Source organism: Vulcanithermus mediatlanticus, assembly GCF_055385885.1.
In genome coordinates this window covers 1562535-1581852 of sequence record NZ_AP042385.1, presented here as the reverse complement: position 1 = coordinate 1581852, position 19318 = coordinate 1562535, and the positions used below count along the sequence as shown (strand labels likewise).

The following is a 19318-nucleotide window of genomic DNA, read 5'->3' as shown; positions in this document are numbered from 1 at the left end:
TTTTCAATGCGCCGTGCGCAAAAGCACCGGCCCAGGGAACCGCCGATCGAGCTCACCTTGTAGCCACCCGCCAGCAGGTAGACTGAGAGCTCGTGAGCGATCGGGTGGTCCTCGGCATGTCGGGTGGGGTGGATTCCTCCGTCGCGGCCCTGCTGCTCAAAGACGCGGGCTTCGACGTGGTCGGGGTCATGCTGAAGCTCGAGTCCGGCGAGGCGGAAAATTCCTGTTGCAACACCGCGGCCCAGGCCCGGGCCGCGCGGGTGGCCGGGCAGGTTGGCATCCCCTTCGTCGTCGTCGACGCCCAGGAAATCTTCCGGCGGCAGGTCATCGAGCCCTACCTGGAGGCGCACGCCCGGGGCCAGACCCCAAACCCCTGCGTCCGCTGCAACCCATTCGTCAAACTGAGCGGGCTTTTGCAGGTGGCCGATCGGATCGGCGCCGCGTACATCGCCACCGGCCACTACCTGGAACGCCGGGAGGCGCGCTTTTTCCGGGGGCGCGACCGCCGAAAGGACCAGAGCTACTTCCTCTGGGCCATCGAGCGCAGGGTGTTGGAGAGAACCCTCTTCCCCCTCGGATCAATGCACAAGGCCGAAATCCGTGCCATCGCCGAAGCTCACGGCCTGGTGGTCGCCGGAACGCCCGAGAGTCAAAACCTCTGCTTCGTCCAACAAAGCCCCAAGAACTTCCTGCTCCAGCGGCTCGGGGGAACCCCCGGGCCGGTGGTGGACCTTTTGAGTGGGGAAGTGATCGGCCAGCACCAGGGGGCCCACCTCTACACCGTGGGCCAGAAACGCGGCCTCGGCCTCTACCAAAGCCACCGCGTCCGCTACGTGGTCCGGGTGGACATCGAACACAACACGCTCTACGTAGGACCGCGCGAGGCAGCGATGTGGCTCGGCCTCGAGGGCGTGGCCCTGAACGCCATCCAACCCCTCGAGTCATGGCCGGAGGAAATCCTGGTGCAGATCCGGTACCAGGCCCGCCCGGTCGCCGCCCGGGTGGTAAACGTCAGCGAAGACGCCTTGACCCTGGCGTTCCGCGAGCCGGTCTTCGCCGTCACCCCAGGGCAATCGGCGGTGTTTTACAACGGGGATGAACTCCTCGGCGGGGCCATCATCAAAAAGGCGAGGGAAAACCTCCTCGCGTTGAAGCAAGATCGGCAAGACGCGCCGCGAACTGTGGGGGCCTAAAGGAAAGGGGCGCGAGCGCGCGGTAAATGCTGTAGCTGGCCATCACCTTGGCCAGGTATTCCCGGGGCTCGTCGCGGGCAAAGCGCAGGAAATCCTCAAAGCTGCCGTGGGCGCTGATCCCGCGACGGACGTAGCCGGGACCACCGTTATACGCCACGATCGCTTCCGGTAAGCGGCCGCCAAAATACCGAAGCAGCCACGCCAGGTAGCGTGCGCCGTAGCGGATCGAGGTCTCGGGGTCAAAGGGGTCGCCCGGAGACTCCCCGAACCAGCCAGCGACCTCGCGCCAGGTGGGATCGATGAACTGCATCAGCCCCTTCGCCCCAGTGGGACTCACCGCCCGGGGATCGAACGCCGATTCGGTGCGCATCACCGCGTAGATCAGCCAGGGGTCGATCCCGTTCCGGTCGGCCTCCCGCCGCACCGCATCGAGGTAGGGCCGCGGATAGCGGAGCAAGATCGCCTCCCGCCCTTCAAGCCCAACCGCCAGCTGCATCGCACCGCGGACGTCGCCGAGCGCATACAAAGCCCAGGCCCAACCAAGCCGCGCCTCCCCTTCGGCCCTCTGCCCGCGCCAACGGACCTCGCCCGAAGCCCACGCCTTGTGGCGGGCGCCAAGGAGCGACCGGACGGTGTCCAGGCCAGCCGGGGGGGGCAGCGTTCGAGGACGGACCGAGATCGGGGCCAAGGGTTTCCCCGCGAGCAGCCCGAGCCCGCCGCCCAGCCGGTCATAGGCCTGCTGACGGAGGTCGTCCCGCCCCAGCCGGCCAGCGAGCACCCAGGCCCGAAACGCCGCGTCGTCGGCGTATCGCGACCGCCCGCTTGCGAGCTCGAGGTAAAGGCCAATCGCCCGCAGCGGGTCTGTGGCCTCGAGCAACCCCGCGGCGGCGAATTGCCCCCTCGCACCGGCGTTCAGGTAGGCGGAAACGGCGGCCTGGACCTTGCCCTCGGCCTGGTAGATGCGGGCCTCGCCCCAAGCGCCGGCAGCGCCCCCGAGCCTTTGGTAAAGATCGAGGGCAGCCCGGCGCTCACCGAGGGCCCAAAGGCTGTCGGCCAGGGCCAGACCACCGGCCCGGGAGCCTTGAGCCCAATCCCGGAGGGGGGCAAGCGCCTCGCGCAACCGCCCGAGTCCCAACAACGCCCGGGCTCTCAGGTCAGGTCGATTGCGAGGCGCGAGCGCCAACACCTTGGAAAAGGCCCGTGCCTTGAGCAAACCCTCGAGGGCCACCAAGCTTCCCGAATCGGCAAGGCGCGAAAGCGCTTCCTTCGCTTTTGCCTCGGGCAAAAGGCGTACCCAAAGCGCCGCCGCCCGGTCCAACTCGCCCAGGGCCTCGTAGCGGGCCGCCGCCCAGGCGTAAGCGTGCCTGCCCTCGAAATCGGTGACCACCTGGACGTACTTCAGGCGTTCACCAGGCGGAACAGAGGGCAACTCTGCCAACGCCCTGGCCGCCACCACGCGGGCGTAGGCATCGCTCTCAGCGAGCTTGCGAAGACCTTCGACGTCACGCGCCTTCAAGGCCACCACCAACGCGTCATACGGCTCGGGTAGGCCGGTGGCGCCCGGTTTCACCCGCCAAAGCATCAGAGCGAGGCCGGCGAGCACCAGGAGAAAAAGGGCGGCGGCTCGGCGCACACCTCCAAGGTACGGCATAGGCGCGAGCGGGGCTGGCGGCTTTTCCTTGGACGGGACGACGCTCGAAAGGCACCACCCTTCGCCGAAAAACAGACGGGCACTCCCCTAGCCAAGCTGGAGCCCCCGTGCTAAAATCCCCCTTGGCACGGGGGCCGTTAGCTCAACTGGTAGAGCACCGGTCTCCAAAACCGGGGGTTGGGGGTTCGAGTCCTCCACGGCCCGCCAAAGACCGCCCAGCAACGCGCTGGGCGGTTTTCGTTTTTCTTCGTGTGGTTCAGTGGTGGCCGCAGCCGCATCCCCCATCGTGGTGATGGTGGTGCTCAGCCTCGGCGCCCCCGTGAATGACGAACCCCCGCCGGTGGCCTTCATCGACAAAATCCAGCACCCCGCCCTCGAGGGCGGCCGCGCTTTTGGGGTCGAAGAGAAATCGGACGCCCTCGATCTCAAGGACCCGGTCCCCTTCCCTCACCTCGTCGTCGATCGCCATCCGGTAGCGCGAACAGTTGCAACCCTTTTCCTTAACCAAAATCCGAATCGCCGCCTGCTTGGCACCCAGGCGCTGAAGAACGCTTTGAGCCTCAAGCAATGCCCTTGGGGTCACTTCGATCATCGCACCCTCCCTTTCATACCCCTCTGCCACCAACTATCCCAGGTGAACGCCTGAAGCGTGTATGACCCCGGTTACACTGAAAGCGTGATCACCAAGATTCAAAAGGGACTCCAAGCAACCGGCGCCGACGCCTGGCTGGCCTACGACTTCGCGGGTCAGAACCCGGCGGTGCTCGAGGCCCTCGGCCTTGAGGATCTCCACCTCACGAGGCGGTTTTTCTACCTGGTTCCCGACCACGGCGAACCAGTGCTCATCGCCCACACCATCGAGGCCGACCACCTCGCCCCTCGCCTTACGGGCGAGGTCGTGCGCTACACGAGCTGGAGCGAGCTTCGAACCGCCCTCGCTGCCGCGCTCGAACCCTTTTCCCGGGTGGCGATGACCTACAGCCCCGGGGGGCACATCCCCTACCTTTCCCGAATCGACGGCGGTACGATCGAACTCATCCGCAGCTTCGGCGTCGAGGTCGTCTCCGACGCCATGGTCCTCCTCCAGTTCCAAACCTGGGATCAAAAGGCCTACCGCGCCCATCTGGAGGCGGCCCTGGGCGTTCTCGCGGCAAAGGACGCCGCCCTCGAGCTTTTGCGGCGACGCCTGCCGGAAGACCCGCCGAGCGAACTCGAAATCCAGCGCGAGATGCTCCGGGTGCTCTCCGAACGGGGCCTGCAAACGGACCATCCGCCAATCGTGGCCTTCGGTGCCCACGCGGCGAGCCCGCACTACGCGCCGAGCGAGGCCACCGACGCCAGGCTCGCGCCAGGCGAGGTCGTTTTGCTCGACGTGTGGGCGAAAACCGCCGGTGGCCCTTACGCCGACATCACCTGGATGGCGGCCTGGGCGCCCGGCGAGGAAGTTGTCCGGGCGTTCGAGACGGTCAAGCAAGCGCGCGACCGCGCGGTCGCCTATGTGCGGGAAGCCTACGCCGCCGGGCGCTACCCGCTGGGCTTCGAAGTCGACCGGGCCACGCGGGAGGTCTTACGCGACCACGGGTTCGAGACCGCGATCCGCCACCGCACCGGTCACCACCTGGGCTGGCGAAGCCCCCACGGCGGCGGAACGCACCTCGACGACCTGGAAACCCACGACACCCGACCCCTCATCCCCGGGCTTGCCTTTACCGTTGAACCTGGGGTGTATCCGGGCCCCTTTGGCATTCGGAGCGAGATCGATGTGTTCTTGGAAGCCAGCGGCCCGGTGGTCACGACCGAGGTCCAGTCAAACCTGGAGATCCTGGGATCCCCCTGAGGGAAAGCTTCCGGCCCCGCGTGGATCGATAGACGGCCTCGAGAACCAGCGCCAGGGCGAAAGCCAGCTGGGTGGTCCAGAATGCCGCCGGGCTGGTTCGCCACTGGTAGGACTCAAGGGCAAAGAACGCCACCAAAACCGCCAGGAAGGCCAACGTCACCACCACGATCCGGCCGGGAACCTGCCCTTTGGCGATCAAGTGCCCGTGGGCAGCGATGACGAAGAGGTAGATCACCATGAACACCGTGCTCGTCATGCCCGCAATCCCCGCGAGGTCAAAGCCCAGGGCCAGCACGAGCCCCAATGCCGCGGTGATGTAGAGGCCCTCGGTGGTCCCAAACCAGACCTTTCGCTCAAAGACCTCCGGTAAGTCGCCATCCTTGGCCAGGGCATAGGCCACGTTGGCCCCGCCATAGAGGGTGGCGTTCAAGGCTGAGGCAATCGAAAACAACGCCCCCACCGACACCAAGACGTAACCGAAGCGCCCCAGCGTCGGCTCGGCGGCCCGGGCCAGGGCGTACTCCTGATCCTGGATCAAATCGGAAAGCGGAAGGGTCCCCACCGCCACCACCGCGACCAGGACGTACACCACACCCGCAATCGCGATCGCCAGATAGATGGCAAGCGGCACGGTTCGCTCGGGGTTTTCCACCGCCTCGCTGGCATTGGTGACCAGGCCAAAGCCCATGTAGGAGAGGAAGAAAATCGACACCGCCGAGAGCGTCGCCCCGAGGTGCGCGGCGTCGAGGCTGGGCGCGATCCACTCCGGACGCACCGCACCCAAGCCAACCACCACGAAGAGCCCGAGCACGAAGAGCTTCACCACGACGATCCAAAACTCAGCCCGCCCCACCGACTTGGCCCCGAAAAAATTCAGGGCCACGAAGAGCGAAATGGCGCCGGTCTCGGTTAGGCCCAGCCCCAAGGGAGAGAGCGGCAGCCCGAAGAGCGGCAGGAAGTAACCGCTGAATCCCTTGGCAAAAAGGGCAATCGAGACGACGTAGGTGAACCACATCAAGATCGCGAGCGCCCCGCTGACCACACCGTCGCCAAACCCGGCCACGACAAAGGAGATCGGCCCGGCGTTGGAAACGATCCGCGAACCAAGCTTGGCGTAGGAATACCCCACCAAAAACGCCAGCAATCCCGAGAGGACGAAGACCAAGGGCAGGTTCCGGCCGGCGATCTCGGCGCCGAGACCCAGCATGGTGAAGATGCTGGCACCGATCATCGTCCCCACGGCGAGCGCGACGACCTCGAGCAGGCTGAGCTTTTTCATACCCCTTTTCTACCACCATCAAAAAAAAGCCCGGCGCTTGGCCGGGCTTTGGTGGAGGCGGCGGGACTCGAACCCGCGTCCGAGAGCCCCTCCGGTGGGGATCTACGAGCGTAGTCCGCGTACTCAGTGTCGCCCTGACTTGGCCCACGGACAGGCGGTCAGGGCCGAGCCCCCTTGAGGTCTCGCCGAGGCTTAGAGGGCGTCGCCTCGGCCAGCCGGGCTTTGGGAACCCGTCAGATGAGCCCCCGGCAGGCTATCCGACGGGTTGGCGGGGATTAAGCCGCCAGAGCGTAGGTGCCGTTGTCGTTGGCACTTGTCAGCTTGCGGGTTTTTTACGAGGCCACCCGCACCTCGGCTCGCACCCGCACCTTCGGTGACCCCCGTCGAACCCAGGATCGCCCCCAGGCAACCTCATTCTACCACACCGGGGCTTCCCTCCCGAAGCTCCGTATAATCCCGATATGGATCGCCTTCGCATCGCCCTTCTGGGCGCCGGCACGGTCGGCGCATATTTTCTCAAGCTGCTCGATGAACACAGAGATCGCCTCGAGGCCCTCTCGGTAGACCTCGAGCTCACCGGAATCCTGGTTCGTGACGCCGAAAAGCCCAGGCCCGAATGGGTTCCGAGGAACCTCCTGACCACCGACCCGAGCGCCCTGCTGGATGAGGCCGACCTGGTCGTCGAGCTCATCGGCGGCACCGAACGCGCCCACGAACTGGTCGAGTACGCCTTGGAACAGGGACTCCCGGTCATCACCGCCAACAAAGCCCTCCTGGCCGAAGCCTGGGACGCGCTCAGGCCCTTTGCCGAAGACGGCATGCTCTACTACGAAGCCGCGGTCATGGCCGGCACACCGGCCGTTGGCCTCGCTGCCGACGCACTCAAGGGGAACCGTACGCTCGAGCTCCACGCGATTTTGAACGGCACCTCGAGCTACATCCTTTCGCGCATGGAAGCCGGGCACGGCTTTGCCGAAGCGCTCCGGGAAGCCCAGCAAAAGGGCTACGCCGAAGAGGACCCGCTCTTCGACGTGGCCGGAATCGACGCCGCCCACAAGCTCACCGTGCTGGCGCGGCTCCTCGTCGATCCCGAATTCCCCTGGGAGGCGGTCCGGTCGAACACCCGCGGGATCACCCACCTCCACGCGCGAGAGGTCATGGAGGCCGCGGACCAGGGCACGCCGATCCGTCTGGTCGCGAGCCTTTTTGGCGAAAACGGCCAGTGGCAGGCAAAGGTCCGTCCGGTGAAGGTCCCGTCAACCCATCCCCTCTTTTCCCACGGTGTCCAAAATGCCCTCCTCTACCGGGGCGACGCCGTGGGCGAGGTCCTGATCAAGGGGCCGGGTGCGGGCGGCGCGGCCACCGCCAGCGCGGTCCTGGCCGACCTCATCCGGTTCCTCGAGGGCCTCCCCGGACACACCCCGCTCCCGGCCCCGATCGCGGCCCCGACCCAGCACCAAGCTCACTTCGAGGAGGTCTAAGGTGAAGCGGCCGCTCATCGAACGCTACCGGGACCGGCTCCCGGTCACCGAAAAGACCCCGGTGATCACGCTCTTCGAGGGCGACACCCCGCTGATCCCGCTCAAAGGCCCGCCCGAGGCCACCGCCAGGGGGATCACGCTCTTCGCCAAGTACGAGGGACTGAACCCGACCGCGTCGTTCAAGGATCGGGGGATGACCCTGGCGGTCAGCAAAGCCGTGGAAGCCGGCGCCGAGGCGGTGGCGGCCGCGAGCACCGGAAACACCTCGGCCTCGGCCGCGGCCTACGCCGCCCGCGCCGGAATCAAGGCCATCGTCGTCCTCCCCGCCGGTCGGGTGGCGCTCGGCAAGCTGGCCCAAACCCTGGCCCACGGGGCGGAGTTGATCCAGATCGACGGCAACTTCGACGACGCCCTGCGCATCGTGGTGGAGCTCACCGAGGCCTTCCCCGTCGCGCTCGTCAACTCGCTCAACCCCTACCGCATTCAGGGTCAAAAGACGATTGCCTTCGAGGTGGTGGAGGCTCTCGGCGACGCCCCCGAGTTCCACGCGCTGCCGGTCGGGAACGCGGGCAACATCACCGCCCACTGGCTCGGCTACACCGAGCTCTTCGAAGCTGGGTTGATCCCCAAACGCCCCAGGATGCTCGGCTTTCAAGCCGAAGGGGCGGCCCCCATCGTCAAGGGGCACCCCGTCGCCCGACCGGAAACCGTGGCCACGGCCATCCGCATCGGCAATCCGGCCAGCTGGGAAGGGGCAATCCGGGCCCGAGACGAGTCGGGCGGCGCCATCGAAGCGGTCTCCGACCAAGAAATCCTCGCCGCCTGGCGCTACCTGGCGGCGAGCGAGGGGGTGTTCGTCGAACCCGCGAGCGCCGCTGCCCTGGCCGGGGTCTGGCGCTGGCTCAAAACCGGGCGAATCCCCGAGGGCAGCCGGGTGGTCCTTACCCTCACCGGCCACGGACTCAAAGATCCCCAAACCGCCGAGCGAGAAGCCAAGCTCCCCGGGGTCGTCGCGGCCAGCCTCGAGGCGGTAGCCCGCGCGGCGGGACTTGGGTAGACTCAAGAGCATGGAAGCGAAGCGGTCGCGCGAGCCCTTCCCCGGCGCCTACTACGTGGGGCTCGCCATCACTCTGGTTGTGCTCTACTTCACGGTCGCCCTCGCCAGCGGGATGCCGCCCGGGCTCGGCGGGTTTTTTGTGGCCTTGTTCCTCGGCCTCACCGTGAACCCGCGCTACGCCGTCATCTTCCTGGTGATCGGCCTCGTCAGCGTCATCCTCGGCGCCTTGGGTCAGGAACCGGAAGTCGCCTGGGGCGGGGTGGGCCTGGCGCTGGCCCAGATCGCCCTGATCTTCAAGGGTGCCCGACGGCCATGAAACCTGCCTGGCTGAGCCGAACCCTGGTTTGGGCGGGGACCCTGCTCTTCGTCTACTGGGCGCTGATCAACCCCAATCACGAAGGCGCGGCCTACGCGGTGGGGCTCATGATCGGCGCCGGCACCTTCGTTTACGGTGGCCCCCGGCCCCACTTGGTCCCGCTCATGGTGGTCTTCGTGGTCTTGATCGGGGCGCTGGAGCTCGTCGCCCCCGTGTACCTCAAAAACCAACAGGCAAGCCCCGGTGGCTTTTTCACCGGTTACCTCACCGGATTGATCGCCCCCTACATCGCTCACCGGCTGCGCAAGTAATCGATCGCCGCCTCGAGCGCCGACTCCGGCTCGACGAAAACGTCGGGCTGGACGCCGCGCCCTTCCCAGGTTGGCCCCGAAATCGGCGCAAGGACGCCGGCGGCGACCAGGGCCACCGCCCCCTCGGGGAAGCAATAGGGGAGCACGATCTCGGTGTTGCCGGCGGTAGGCTGGCCGAAGAGCCGCGCCCGTCCCGCATCTTTGAGCGCACCGGCCAGACCCTCGGCGGCCGAGTTCACTCCACCGTCGATGAGCACCGCCAGCGCCGCGCTCGCCTCCGGCTTCCCCCAAAAGGGAATGGTCGGCTGGGGCATCGCCGCGCTGCCCCGAACCACCAGTCGCCAGGGCCAGCCACGCATGAAGAGCGATGCCACCTGAGCCATGCGCAGCGCGAGCCCGCCGGGGTTGCCCCTGAGATCAAGGACGTAGCCCCGCACCCCCGGCTCTGCCGCGATGGCCCGGCGCAGGGTGGCATAGGCCTCAGCGCTCACCAGCTCGGGCAGCCTCAGGTAGAGGATATCCCCCATCCGCCGGGCTTCGGGCGGCGCCCACGCCCTCGAGGCCCCCGCCCTTCCTTCCCCAGCCTGGACCGGCGGGGCCGGACGCTGCCAGACCTCGGGATAGGGCACCGGGTAGCAGGCCCCCTGGCCGAGCAGTCCCGCAGCCGCCTGCGGTGAGAGGAAGCGGGTATGCCCATCGCCAATCTGGAGGTACATCTCGTCGATGAGGTCGTAGAGCTCGTTCCAAGAGCTCACCGTCGATGCGCGCCGGAGGTACGTCTGTCGAATCCCCTCCCAATCGACGCCGCCGAAGGTTCGATCGTAGTAAAGATCGTGGACCAGCCGCCAGGCGACCTGAAGCCGCTCCCGGTACGTCGGGGTCGAGTCGGCGCCGGTTCCCGGGGCGGCGAAGGCCGGGAAGAGGAGCAAAAGAGCCACCCCCAGCCAGAACCGGCGCCTCACTCGAGGACCTCCCGCAGCGGAGGCACGTTCGCGAGCCGTTCGACCAAAACCTCAAGCCCCTTTTCAACCGCTTTATCGTGGCTTTCACCGGGAATGATGGGGATTCCTGCCGCCTCGGCGATCTCCAGGAGATAGTCCTGAATCCAGCGGATTTCCTGAAAGTGGCGTAAATATCGGGCTCGGGAACGCTTCTTGCCGGTCTCGCGCTCCCGCAGGAGGAATCGGGAGCGGTGCACCTCCTCGTCGGTCAAAACCACGATCATCGGAACCTGGATCACCGAATCCTGGTCGGGATGGTCGAGCTGGTGAGGCAACACGTGGACCCCTTCCATCACCATCGAGGTGGCCTCCCGGGCGCTCCGGGCCTGGATCGCCCGCAACCCGACCGCGACCCGGGAAACCTGGTCCAAAAAGCCGCGCAAGACCCGATCCGGCGTCGGTTTTTCATCCTCATCGCCCCAGGCCAGGACCCGCCAGGCCTCGAAGGTCGAAACGTGAAGGGTTGGCAGGAGGTCTTTGGGCACGGTCGAACGCAAGATTTCCCGGACGCTGTCGGAACTGATCAAGCGGGTGATCCCGAGCCGCCAGGCGAGGGCCGAAGCTAGGGCGCTCTTCCCTACCCCGGTCACGCCCCCGATGAGGATGTGCAGGGGACGATCGAGACGCCGGGCCATCCGCAAGAGCAGGTAGCGGCGGGCGATCTCCTCCCCCGCTTCCTCGACCAGGCGCTGGTAGACGATATCGCGCAGCTGGTCACGGGTGATGACCTTCCTCCCCGACTCAGAGAGCGCCCGCTCCACCTCGCGAGCGATGCGGTAGGCGCGTTCGGGGCTGAGCCCGGCGCTCATAACCGACTGGGCCAAAACCCCCTTGGAAAAGGGGACCCGGGGCTCACCCTCGGGTTCGGCGACGAAGACCGAGCCCATAAAGCGCAGCCGTTCGCGGTAGCGGGCGCTGGCCTGGGGCCCGTAGCGCCGCTCGATCTCTTCGGCGACGACCGCCTCGAGGTTTTGCCCGCAGATCCTCGAGATCCCCTCGGCCCGGAGCCGCTGCTCGACGCTTTTCGCGAGCTCGTAGGCCTCGCGCAGGGAAAAGCCGACGTCCTCGAGGCTTCGCACCAACAGCCCCTTGGAAAAGGGCCGGCTCCCCTCCTCGTCCTCGACGACGACCTCCTCGAAACTCTGGGTCTGCTGCGCAAAACGCGAGGCTACTTCGGCAAACCCGCGCCGGCGCAGTTCGTTCGCGATGCGTCTTTTGAGCTCCTCAACGTGCACGACACGCCGACCCTCCATGAGCAGCGAGGCCTCGACGGCGTGCGCGAGGGCGCTGGCCTCCTCGGCATCGAGCCCGGCCCGGATGAGCGACTCGGTCACCAGGCCCTTTGAAAAAGGCCAGCGGTAGCCCCGTTTGGTTTGTACCTCCAAACCCCGGTCCATCATCGAACGCCTCAGATCCCGCCTTGGTTGACGGCGGCCATGACGCATGCTAGCATGCCTTTTGGCTGCGGGGCGCCGTAGCCAAGTGGTAAGGCAGAGGTCTGCAAAACCTCCATTCGCCGGTTCGAATCCGGCCGGCGCCTCCAAAAGGCAAGGGCGCGTAGCTCAGGTGGCTAGAGCGCCGTCTTGACACGGCGGAGGTCAGAGGTTCAAGTCCTCTCGCGCCCACCAAAGAAGGCCCCTTCGGGGGCCGCTTTCATTGGAAACCCTGGAGGCGGTAAGCGCCGGAGATCGAAAACAAAACGCCGGAACTGTTCCCGAGCGCGCTCACCTCCACCCCCCACTCCGGCCACCAGTAGGCCACGCCCCCGCCCCAAAGGCCGAGCCCGTAGTCCCGTCCGAGAAGCCGGATCCCCGCGTAGACGCCTTTGGCGAAGAACGTCCAGGAACCCCGGTCAACCAGCAGCGCGGCGTCAAACGCCGGTCCCGGCAGCGAAGCGCCCCCCATGAGCGAGACCCCCTCGGCGAGCTCGGCCCTGGCGTATCCCCGCAGCGCCACCTGGGCCGAAACGCCATAGGCCAGGCCATCCCTCCCCCACTCGACCGACACATAGGGCAGCGGGACGACCTGGAACTGCCCCTGGCCAACGGAAAAGGCCGCCGTGGCCCCAAGGGTGGCCCCGAGTCCGGGCTGAACCGCCGCCGGGGTCAGTGTGGCAAAGGGCGCGCAGGCGGAAAGGAGAACCGACAGCATGAGAAAGAACAAACCGGTACGCCTTTTCATTTGCCATCACTCTACGAAACCTCCGCCGGGAAGACAACGTGATCCGGCCTCCGATCGGGCCTTTTTGGTAAAGTGAGCCCCAGCTTGGTCTTGGGAGGCCCGAAGATGAAGATACGTCTTCCCGACGGAAAAGAACTCGAACTCCGGCCCAACGCGACCGCCGCCGACGTGGCCGACGCGCTTGGAGGTCGGTGGCGAAAAGAGGCGGTCGGGGCCATCGTTGACGGCGAACTCTACGACCTTTTGAAGCCACTTCCAGACGGAGCCGAGGTTCGGCTCCTCACCAAGAAGGATCCAGAGTTCCAGTACCTCTTCCGGCACACCCTGGCCCACGTCCTCGCGCAGGCGGTCAAGGAATTCTTTACCAAAAAAGGCTATCCCGAGGACGCGGTCAAGCTGGGGATCGGTCCGGTGATCGAAAACGGCTTCTACTACGACATCGATCCCCCAGAGCCCATCTCCGATGCCGATCTCCCGGCGATCGAGGCCATCATGCGCGACATCCTGCGCCGCAACCTCCCCTTGAGCCGCTTCGTACTCTCGCGCGAGGAAGCGCTCGAGCGCTACCAGGATAAAGACCCCTACAAAACCGAACTCATCGGCGACATTCCGGAAGGCGAGCCGATCAGCTTTTACGCTCAGGAAGGCTTCACCGACCTTTGCCGGGGCCCCCACGTCCCCCGGACGGGAATGATCCCCCCGCACTTCAAGCTGACCCACGTGGCCGGGGCCTACTTCAAGGGCGACCACACCCGCCCCCAGTTGCAGCGGGTCTACGGCGTGGCTTTCCGGACCAAAGAGGAACTCAAGGAACACCTTTGGCGTATCGAGGCGGCCAAGCAACGAGACCACCGCAAGCTGGGGCGTGAGCTCGAACTGTTCCTGATCGACCCGATGGTGGGGAAAGGGCTGGTGCTCTGGCTGCCCAAAGGGAACGTGCTCCGCGAGGAGCTCATGACCCTCATGCGCAGCGAGCAGAAAGCCCGGGGGTATCAGCTCGTGACCACGCCCCACATCGGGAGCCTCGAGCTCTACAAAACCAGCGGCCACTACCCCTACTACGCCGAGAGCCAGTTCCCGCCCATGGCCCTCGAGGACGACGAAGCCTACCTGCTCAAACCCATGAACTGTCCTCACCACATCCGCATCTTCGCCGCCAAAAAGCGTTCGTACCGGGAACTCCCCCTGAGGCTTGCCGAATTCGGAACCGTCTACCGCTTCGAGCAGTCCGGAGAGCTGCACGGCCTGACCCGGGTCCGCGGGTTTACCCAGGACGACGCCCACATCTTCTGCACCCCCGACCAGGTCAAGGATGAATTCAAAAGCGTCATCGAGCTGACGCTCCACGTCCTCAAGATCCTCGGCCTGAGCGACTTCCGCGCCCGAATCGGCACCCGCGAACCGGGTTCGGACAAATACGTGGGCGACGACGCTCTGTGGAGCCGGGCCGAACGGCAGATCCAGGAGGCGGCGGAAGAAATGGGGCTCGATTTCACCATCGAGGAGGGCGACGCCGCTTTTTACGGCCCCAAGCTCGACTTCGTGGTCAGGGACGCGCTTGGCCGCGAGTGGCAACTGGGCACGATCCAGGTGGACTACAACCTCCCGCAGCGCTTCGACCTCACCTACACCGGCCCCGACGGCACCCCCCACCGGCCGGTGATGATCCACCGGGCGCCCTTTGGTTCCATTGAACGTTTCGTGGGCATCATCATCGAGCACTTCGCGGGGGAGTTTCCGCTCTGGTTGGCGCCCGTTCAGGCGGTCATCATCCCCATCACCGATCGTCACACCGAATACGCCCAGAAGGTCAACGCTCGACTCAGCGCCGCTGGCCTGCGCAGCGAGGTGGATAGCCGCCAGGAGCGGATGCAGGCCAAGATCCGCGACTGGGAAAAACAGAAGGTCCCCATTATCCTGGTGGTAGGTGACCGGGAAATGGAGGAAGGCACGGTGGCGGTCCGTGATCGCCGGAAGAAAACCCGTTACGTGATGGCCGTCGACGAGCTGATTCAAACCCTCAAAGAACGCATTGCCGAACGACGTTTAGAATAGTGCGCGCTCGATCAACACTCTTCACCCTCTTTATGGAGTTTTTGTGGCCCACCAGCCGGGCCCCGGTCTGGCTCCTGGTCCGCTGGATGGAGCATCTCGGGTTCTCAGAACCCGCCGTGCGGGCCGCGGTCTCCCGGAGCGCCGCTCGGGGCTGGCTGGTTCGCGAAGACGGGCCCCGGGCGGTCTACCGACTCTCGACCCGCGTGCAGTGGCAGGTGGCGCGGGTACGGGAACGTCTTTACGGAGCGCCCGAAGAATGGGACGGGTTGCTTCGGGTTCTTCTCTACCACGTACCCGAGGAACGTCGGCCCGACCGGGATCGTTTCCGCAAAGAGCTCGCCTTGCTCGGGTTCGGCACCCCCAGCCCTGGGGTCTGGATCACCCCGAGCCCGAGGCTGGACTCGGCGCTCGACCTGGTCCGCTTTTACGACCTCGAGGGCTACGTCGAGCTCTTCGAGGCCAGGCGATTTTCACCCCGCCCCCTCGAGGAGCTCATCCGCCAGAGCTTTGACCTCGAGGCGGCCCGTGGCGTCCACGCCAACTTCCTCGACCAGGCCTGGTCGGTTCCCAAAACGCCCGAGGCCGCGTTCGCCAACCTGGTGCGGCTGGTCCACCAGCGGAGGAAGACCTTTTTCACCGACCCGGGCCTCCCTAAAGCCCTTCTCCCCGAGCCGTGGCCCGGGGAGAAGGCGCAGGCAAGGTTTCTCTCGCTCAGGGAAACGCTCTACCACCACGCCGAGCCGATCATTCGGCTTCGGGAGTCCACCTGAGGACGGGCCTGCGGTTGGCGCGGACCTCGTCGAGCCGACGGACCGGCGTGGTGTAGGGGGTCCCTTCGAGCCAGCCGGGATCGGCCAGGCCTTTTTGCGCCGCCTCGCCGAGCGCCTCGGCAAAACGCTCCAGCGTTTCCTTGGCCTCGGTCTCGGTCGGCTCGATCATCATGGCCTCTTTGACGATCAGGGGAAAGTAGATGGTGGGAGGGTGAAAACCAGCGTCGAGGAGAGCTTTGGCCAGGTCGAGCGCCCGCAGCCCCTCCGGCGGCTGGGCCACGAACTCGTGCATGGTGGGCCCGTCGTATGGGACGCGAAATCCCTTTTCCTTAAGCAAGGCCTTTAAGTATCGGGCGTTGAGCACACTGAGCGCCGCGGCCCTTTTCAAACCGGCAAGCCCCAGCCTACGAATGTAAGCGTAAGCCCGGACCAAAACCCCGAAGTTGCCGTAAAAGCTCCTGACCCGTCCGATACTCTTTGGCAGGTCCTCGTCGAGGACATACGCCGACCCGCGCTTGCGGATGAGCGGCACGGGCAGATAGGGCGCGAGGTGCGCCTTGACACCCACAGGCCCCGACCCCGGACCGCCCCCACCGTGGGGGGTGGCGAAGGTCTTGTGGAGGTTGAGGTGGACGACGTCAAAGCCCATGTCGCCGGGGCGAACCCAGCCCATGATCGCGTTCAGGTTGGCGCCGTCGTAGTAGAGCTGGACCCCGGCCTGGTGCGCCGCCTCGGTGAGCTCGAGAATCCGCTTTTCAAAAAGCCCCAGGGTGTTGGGGTTGGTGAGCATGATCGCCGCCACGTGTGGCCCGAGCTCGCGCTTTAAAGCCTCGGTATCGACCTCGCCATCGGGCCCCGAGGGCACCTCCCGGACCTCAAAACCGGCCATCGAAGCCGTGGCCGGGTTCGATCCGTGGGCACTGTCGGGCACCAGGACCACGCGCCGGCGATCGCCTTCCCCGCGATCCTCGTGGTAGGCGCGGATCACCAGGATCCCGGTGAGCTCGCCGTGAGCACCGGCCGCCGGCTGCAGGGTCATCTCATCCATGCCGGTGATGGCCTTGAGGTACTCGGCGAGCTCGTACATGAGCTCGAGGGCCCCTTGCGCCGTCTCCGGGTCCTGGTAGGGGTGCAGCCCGCCAAAACGCGCCGCAGCCGCCTCGAGCAGCCGGGGGTTGTACTTCATGGTGCAGGAGCCCAGGGGGTAAAAGCTGGTGTCGACCCCGATCTGCCGCCGGGAAAGCAGGGTGTAGTGGCGCACCACGCCGAGCTCGTCCACCTCGGGCAGCTTCGGCGGGGTTTCCCTTAAGTTCTCCCGGCCAAAGAGCGCTTCCGGATCCGCATCTCCGGCCGAGGGGGGGCGGACCCCCCGACGCCCCTTTTGCGAACGCTCGAAGATGAGGGGAAAGGCCCGATCTTCACGTCGGTCCATCAGAGAACCTCCCAAAATGCCCGGGCAAAGGCCTCGAGGTCCTCGGGGCGCGCCCGCTCGCCGGCGGCAAAAAGCGCCGCCCCCTTGCCGTATTCAGGGATCGGGTAGGCGCCGTGGAAGCCGCGCCGGGCGAGCAATCGGCGCACTTCCCCAGCCGGCTTCGGCAGCGCCAGCGCGAACTCGGCGAAAAAGGGCGGCCGGGTCAGGGGCTCGACGCCGGGGGCCTCGAGCAAGAGCTCGTAGAGGCGGCGGGCGTTGGCGGCGCTGGCCAGGGCCACTTCGGCGAGCCCCTTTGGCCCCAGGGCAGCCATGTGTATCGTCGCCCGCAGGGCGGCGTTTTGGCTGTTGGTGGTGATGTTCGATTTGGCCTTCGAGCGCCGGATGTGCTGCTCGCGGGCGGAAAGCGCCAGCACGAAGCCCCGCCGGCCCTCGCTGTCCTCGGTCATGGAAACCAGACGGCCCGGGAGCTGCCTGAGCAGTCGTTCGCGGACGGCGATGAAACCGAAGTGGGGACCGCCGTAGCTCATGGCGTTGCCAAGCGGCTGCCCCTCCCCCACGGCCACATCGGCCCCCCAGTCCCCCGGCGGACGAAGAACGGCGAGCGCCAGCGGGTCGGCGACGGCGACCACCAGCGCCCCGGCCCGGTGGGCGGTCTCGGCGAGGGGGGCCAGGTCTTCAATCGCGCCGAGGAAGTTGGGGTTCGCCAGCACCACCGCGCCCACGCCGTCCCCGATCTCGAAGGCCGGCGTCCGGTCTCCAGCAAGGGCAACCGTTTCCAGCGTCGCGCCCACGGCGTGCAGGTAGGTGGCGAGGACCGCCCGGTATTCCGGGTGAACGCCCTGACTGACCACCACCCGCATGCGTCGGGTCGCCCTGAGCGCCAGCAAAACCCCCTCTGCCAGCGCCGTCGCCCCGTCATAGAGCGAGGCGTTGGCGACATCGAGCCCGGTCAGTTCGGCGATCATGGTCTGGTATTCGAAGATCGCCTGCAGCACGCCCTGGCTCGCCTCGGGCTGGTAAGGGGTGTAGGCGGTCAAAAACTCCCCCCGGCTTGCCAGTTCATCGACGATCGCCGGCACGAAGTGGTCCCGCACCCCGCCCCCAAGGAAAACGGGCCCGCCGCGATTTTTCGCCGCGAGCCCATCGATCACCCGCAGCACCTCGTCCTCGCTCAGGGGTTCTGGAAGCGGGATCTCGGGATTCAGGAGCGAGGGGGGGAGGTGTGCGTAGAGGTCCTCGAGGCGCGAAAGCCCAAGCGCCTCGAGCATGGCCCGAATCTCCTCCTCGGTGTGGGGGGTATAGGCCATGCTACCCCTCTTCCTCGAGAACCTTCAGGTACGCGTCGGGGTCGAGGAGGCTCTCGAACTCGGATGGGTCCTTGGGCCGGATTTTGAAGAGCCACCCCTCGCCATAGGGGTCCTCGTTGACCCGCTCGGGGCTCTCCTCGAGGGCGCCGTTGGCCTCGACGACCTCGCCGCTCACGGGCGCGTAGATGTCGGATGCGGTCTTCACCGATTCGACGACGGCCACCGCCTCCCCAGCTTCGACCTCCCGCCCCACCTCGGGCAGTTCGACGTAGACCACGTCCCCGAGTTCGTGCTGCGCGTAGTCGGTGATGCCCACCGTGACGACCTCGCCCTCGAGCTTGGCCCACTCATGGGAGCTGCGGTATTTCCGATCCGCTGGTACGTTCATCGCCTACCTCCGAATAAAGGGTAACGGATGGACGCGGGCTTGGTGCTCGCGTCCCCGAACCATGACCGCGAGGTCCGCCTCGCCCTCGAGGACCTCGCTCTTGACCCAGGCCAGGGCGATCCCCTTGCCCAGAACGGGCGAGAGCGTGCCCGAGGTCACCCGCCCGACTTCCTCTCCCTCCGACACCACCGGGTAGCCTTCGCGGGGAATCCCGCGCTCGAGCACGAGTCCAACCAGGCGCGTCTCGCACGCCTGCCCGAAGATCGCATCCCGACCGAAAAACGGTTTGTCCTTGACCACCCAGGCATAGGGCGTGCAAAGGGGGTTGGTCGCGTCGTCAAGCTCGTGGCCGTAGAGCGGGAACCCCATCTCCAGCCGCAGCGTGTCCCGGGCGCCGAGCCCCGCAGGCCTTGCCCCGGCCTCACGCAGCGCGGTAAAGACGTGGGGCGCGTCTTCCGGCTTCAAGAAGATCTCGAAGCCGTCTTCGCCGGTGTACCCCGTCCGGGCCAGCATCGCTTCCTTGCCCGCCACTCGGGCGAAGAACACCGAGTTCTTCTTGTAGGCTCCGAGATCGACGTCGCACAGGTCACGAAGGCGTTCCTCAGCTTCGGGCCCCTGCAACGCCAGGAGCGCGGTCTCATCGCTCCGGTCGGCAAGGCGAACGTCGAAGTCGCGGGAGAGGGCCTGGAGGTGGTCCCAGTCCTTGGCCACGTTGGCCGCGTTCACGACCAGAAGATAGCGCGCGTCATCGGGTCGGTAGAGGTAGGCGTCGTCGACCACGCCCCCTGTAGCGTTCGGAAACATCGTGTACTGAGCCCGGCCGGGTTTGAGCCGGGCGGCTTTGTTGGTGGTGACGTACTCCAAAAAGGCCAGGGCCTCCGGCCCCTCGATCCAGAACTCCCCCATGTGGCTAACGTCAAAGAGGCCAGCCCCCTGACGAACCGCCAGGTGCTCGGCCTTGATCGACCCGTAATCGAGGGGCATGGCCCAGCCAGCGAAATCGACCATGCGGCCACCCAACTCTCTATGGAGCGCATCGAGCGGTGTCTTTTTCACGGC

General features: G+C 66.3%; 18 protein-coding genes, 3 tRNA genes and 1 other RNA gene. 11 read left to right on the top strand and 11 right to left on the bottom strand.

What is annotated here, in order from left to right; translation table 11 throughout:
- Window positions 1–92: 92 nt before the first annotated feature.
- Complete coding sequence (gene mnmA / locus ACZ5BT_RS09145) at window positions 93–1193, top strand: tRNA 2-thiouridine(34) synthase MnmA (RefSeq protein WP_464884283.1); 1101 nt, start codon at window positions 93–95, stop codon at window positions 1191–1193.
- On the opposite strand, the gene ACZ5BT_RS09140 is transcribed toward mnmA, so the two are convergent.
- On the bottom strand, window positions 1120–2826 hold the full coding sequence (locus ACZ5BT_RS09140) for a lytic transglycosylase domain-containing protein (protein WP_464884282.1): 1707 nt from the start codon (window positions 2824–2826) through the stop codon (window positions 1120–1122). The genes mnmA and ACZ5BT_RS09140 overlap by 74 nt on opposite strands.
- Before the next feature lie 149 nt (window positions 2827–2975).
- Between ACZ5BT_RS09140 and ACZ5BT_RS09135 the strand changes: the two genes are divergently transcribed.
- A tRNA-Trp gene (locus ACZ5BT_RS09135) sits at window positions 2976–3051 on the top strand.
- Between the two features lie 49 nt (window positions 3052–3100).
- On the opposite strand, the gene ACZ5BT_RS09130 is transcribed toward ACZ5BT_RS09135, so the two are convergent.
- Window positions 3101–3436 carry a HesB/IscA family protein gene (locus ACZ5BT_RS09130; RefSeq protein ID WP_464884281.1) on the bottom strand — a complete coding sequence of 112 codons (336 nt, stop codon included), beginning with the start codon at window positions 3434–3436 and terminating at the stop codon, window positions 3101–3103.
- An 84-nt stretch (window positions 3437–3520) separates the two neighbouring features.
- Between ACZ5BT_RS09130 and ACZ5BT_RS09125 the strand changes: the two genes are divergently transcribed.
- On the top strand, window positions 3521–4681 hold the full coding sequence (locus ACZ5BT_RS09125) for a M24 family metallopeptidase (protein WP_464884280.1): 1161 nt from the start codon (window positions 3521–3523) through the stop codon (window positions 4679–4681).
- Here ACZ5BT_RS09125 and ACZ5BT_RS09120 read toward each other — a convergent pair.
- Both ACZ5BT_RS09120 and ssrA read right to left on the bottom strand, forming a co-directional pair.
- Window positions 4635–5960, bottom strand: coding sequence for an APC family permease (locus ACZ5BT_RS09120; protein ID WP_464884279.1), 1326 nt, complete (start codon window positions 5958–5960; stop codon window positions 4635–4637). The genes ACZ5BT_RS09125 and ACZ5BT_RS09120 overlap by 47 nt on opposite strands.
- A gap of 49 nt (window positions 5961–6009) precedes the next feature.
- Window positions 6010–6363: a transfer-messenger RNA gene (gene ssrA, locus ACZ5BT_RS09115) on the bottom strand.
- 58 nt (window positions 6364–6421) lie between these two features.
- Between ssrA and ACZ5BT_RS09110 the strand changes: the two genes are divergently transcribed.
- Genes ACZ5BT_RS09110 through ACZ5BT_RS09095 form a run of 4 tightly spaced genes read left to right on the top strand, consistent with a single transcriptional unit; the run spans window position 6422 to window position 9125 of the window.
- Window positions 6422–7441: a homoserine dehydrogenase gene (locus tag ACZ5BT_RS09110; protein ID WP_464884278.1), complete on the top strand. Its 1020-nt coding sequence runs from the start codon at window positions 6422–6424 to the stop codon at window positions 7439–7441.
- Between the two features lies 1 nt (window position 7442).
- Window positions 7443–8498 carry a threonine synthase gene (gene thrC, locus ACZ5BT_RS09105; protein WP_464884277.1) on the top strand — a complete coding sequence of 352 codons (1056 nt, stop codon included), beginning with the start codon at window positions 7443–7445 and terminating at the stop codon, window positions 8496–8498.
- A gap of 10 nt (window positions 8499–8508) precedes the next feature.
- Window positions 8509–8814 carry a hypothetical protein gene (locus ACZ5BT_RS09100; RefSeq protein WP_464884276.1) on the top strand — a complete coding sequence of 102 codons (306 nt, stop codon included), beginning with the start codon at window positions 8509–8511 and terminating at the stop codon, window positions 8812–8814.
- Entirely contained in the window at window positions 8811–9125 is a 315-nt protein-coding gene (locus tag ACZ5BT_RS09095; RefSeq protein ID WP_464884275.1) for a hypothetical protein, read from the top strand. The genes ACZ5BT_RS09100 and ACZ5BT_RS09095 overlap by 4 nt, the downstream gene beginning before the upstream one ends.
- Here the strand turns inward: ACZ5BT_RS09095 and ACZ5BT_RS09090 are convergent.
- Window positions 9107–10087, bottom strand: a complete 981-nt coding sequence (locus ACZ5BT_RS09090) for a S41 family peptidase (RefSeq protein WP_464884274.1) — start codon at window positions 10085–10087, stop codon at window positions 9107–9109. The two genes, ACZ5BT_RS09095 and ACZ5BT_RS09090, sit on opposite strands and share 19 nt — an antisense overlap.
- Window positions 10084–11523: an ATP cone domain-containing protein gene (locus ACZ5BT_RS09085; RefSeq protein ID WP_464885810.1), complete on the bottom strand. Its 1440-nt coding sequence runs from the start codon at window positions 11521–11523 to the stop codon at window positions 10084–10086. Before ACZ5BT_RS09085 ends, ACZ5BT_RS09090 begins: the two co-directional genes overlap by 4 nt.
- A 71-nt stretch (window positions 11524–11594) precedes the next feature.
- Here ACZ5BT_RS09085 and ACZ5BT_RS09080 point away from each other — a divergent pair.
- Together ACZ5BT_RS09080 and ACZ5BT_RS09075 are read left to right on the top strand one after the other, a co-directional pair.
- Window positions 11595–11669, top strand: a tRNA-Cys gene (locus ACZ5BT_RS09080).
- A gap of 8 nt (window positions 11670–11677) precedes the next feature.
- A tRNA-Val gene (locus tag ACZ5BT_RS09075) sits at window positions 11678–11754 on the top strand.
- Between the two features lie 25 nt (window positions 11755–11779).
- Here ACZ5BT_RS09075 and ACZ5BT_RS09070 read toward each other — a convergent pair.
- Window positions 11780–12307, bottom strand: a complete 528-nt coding sequence (locus ACZ5BT_RS09070; protein ID WP_464884273.1) for a hypothetical protein — start codon at window positions 12305–12307, stop codon at window positions 11780–11782.
- Between the two features lie 105 nt (window positions 12308–12412).
- Here ACZ5BT_RS09070 and thrS point away from each other — a divergent pair, with 105 nt between their 5' ends.
- Together thrS and ACZ5BT_RS09060 are read left to right on the top strand one after the other, a co-directional pair.
- Entirely contained in the window at window positions 12413–14362 is a 1950-nt protein-coding gene (thrS, locus tag ACZ5BT_RS09065; protein WP_464884272.1) for a threonine--tRNA ligase, read from the top strand.
- Window positions 14362–15132 (top strand): PaaX family transcriptional regulator, encoded by a 771-nt coding sequence (locus ACZ5BT_RS09060; protein WP_464884271.1) that lies wholly within the window; start codon window positions 14362–14364, stop codon window positions 15130–15132. The genes thrS and ACZ5BT_RS09060 overlap by 1 nt, the downstream gene beginning before the upstream one ends.
- Here ACZ5BT_RS09060 and gcvPB read toward each other — a convergent pair.
- From gcvPB to gcvT, 4 genes are read right to left on the bottom strand one after another with little or no spacing between them, the layout of a single operon-like run.
- Complete coding sequence (gene gcvPB, locus ACZ5BT_RS09055; protein ID WP_464884270.1) at window positions 15107–16564, bottom strand: aminomethyl-transferring glycine dehydrogenase subunit GcvPB; 1458 nt, start codon at window positions 16562–16564, stop codon at window positions 15107–15109. The two genes, ACZ5BT_RS09060 and gcvPB, sit on opposite strands and share 26 nt — an antisense overlap.
- Window positions 16564–17871 (bottom strand): aminomethyl-transferring glycine dehydrogenase subunit GcvPA, encoded by a 1308-nt coding sequence (gene gcvPA / locus ACZ5BT_RS09050; protein ID WP_464884269.1) that lies wholly within the window; start codon window positions 17869–17871, stop codon window positions 16564–16566. The genes gcvPB and gcvPA overlap by 1 nt, the downstream gene beginning before the upstream one ends.
- Before the next feature lies 1 nt (window position 17872).
- Window positions 17873–18259, bottom strand: a complete 387-nt coding sequence (gcvH, locus tag ACZ5BT_RS09045) for a glycine cleavage system protein GcvH (protein ID WP_464884268.1) — start codon at window positions 18257–18259, stop codon at window positions 17873–17875.
- Between the two features lie 3 nt (window positions 18260–18262).
- A complete protein-coding gene (gcvT, locus tag ACZ5BT_RS09040) occupies window positions 18263–19315 on the bottom strand; it encodes a glycine cleavage system aminomethyltransferase GcvT (RefSeq protein WP_464884267.1) in 1053 nt (350 codons plus the stop codon).
- Window positions 19316–19318 lie beyond the last annotated feature (3 nt).